The organism is Faecalimonas canis, assembly GCF_054601575.1.
In genome coordinates, this window is the sequence record NZ_BAAHSI010000053.1 from 1 (window position 1) to 666 (window position 666).

General features: G+C 47.6%; 6 tRNA genes. All 6 read right to left on the reverse strand.

Going from position 1 to position 666, the window contains the following annotated elements:
• Positions 1–50 precede the first annotated feature (50 nt).
• The 6 genes from ACYPXO_RS10970 to ACYPXO_RS10995 all read right to left on the reverse strand — a co-directional run bounded on the left by ACYPXO_RS10970 (position 51) and on the right by ACYPXO_RS10995 (position 635).
• Positions 51–124: transfer RNA gene (locus ACYPXO_RS10970), tRNA-Arg, on the reverse strand.
• Between the two features lie 16 nt (positions 125–140).
• A tRNA-Leu gene (locus ACYPXO_RS10975) sits at positions 141–227 on the reverse strand.
• A 4-nt stretch (positions 228–231) separates the two neighbouring features.
• A tRNA-Val gene (locus tag ACYPXO_RS10980) sits at positions 232–304 on the reverse strand.
• Positions 305–345: 41 nt separating this feature from the next.
• A tRNA-Asp gene (locus ACYPXO_RS10985) sits at positions 346–419 on the reverse strand.
• Positions 420–437: 18 nt separating this feature from the next.
• Positions 438–511: transfer RNA gene (locus ACYPXO_RS10990), tRNA-Ile, on the reverse strand.
• A 51-nt stretch (positions 512–562) separates the two neighbouring features.
• Positions 563–635 (reverse strand) — tRNA-Thr (locus ACYPXO_RS10995).
• Positions 636–666: the final 31 nt, after the last annotated feature.

The window sequence follows — 666 nt, forward strand, 5'->3', positions numbered from 1 at the left end:
TTTTCTTAATACAAAAAAGACTAACCAGTTAACTGATTAGCCTTTTGATACGTGGGCGAGAAGATTCGAACTCCCGACCTTTTGGTCCGTAGCCAAACGCTCTATCCAGCTGAGCTACGCCCACATAAATTTAAAAGATATGCCGCAGACCGGAATCGAACCGGTACGGGAGTATAAGTCCCGCAGGATTTTAAGTCCTGTGCGTCTGCCTGTTCCGCCACTGCGGCATAATGGGACCAACAGGGCTCGAACCTGTGACCCCCTGCTTGTAAGGCAGGTGCTCTCCCAGCTGAGCTATGATCCCATGGGATATTAAATTTTTATATATCGTTTATTCGATATAAACGACCCGGAAGGGACTCGAACCCTCGACCTCCGCCGTGACAGGGCGGCGCTCTAACCAACTGAGCCACCGGGCCATATTCATTTTTAAAAAGTGGACCTTCAGGGACTCGAACCCAGGACCGATCGGTTATGAGCCGATTGCTCTAACCAACTGAGCTAAAGGTCCAAATCTTTTTATGCATTGCCTAAAAGACCGCTTATCATTTGCATAAGCAAAAGCCGACAATCGGACTTGAACCGATAACCTGCTGATTACAAATCAGCTGCTCTGCCAATTGAGCCATGTCGGCATATTCAATTTAAATGACTCCTACGGGAATC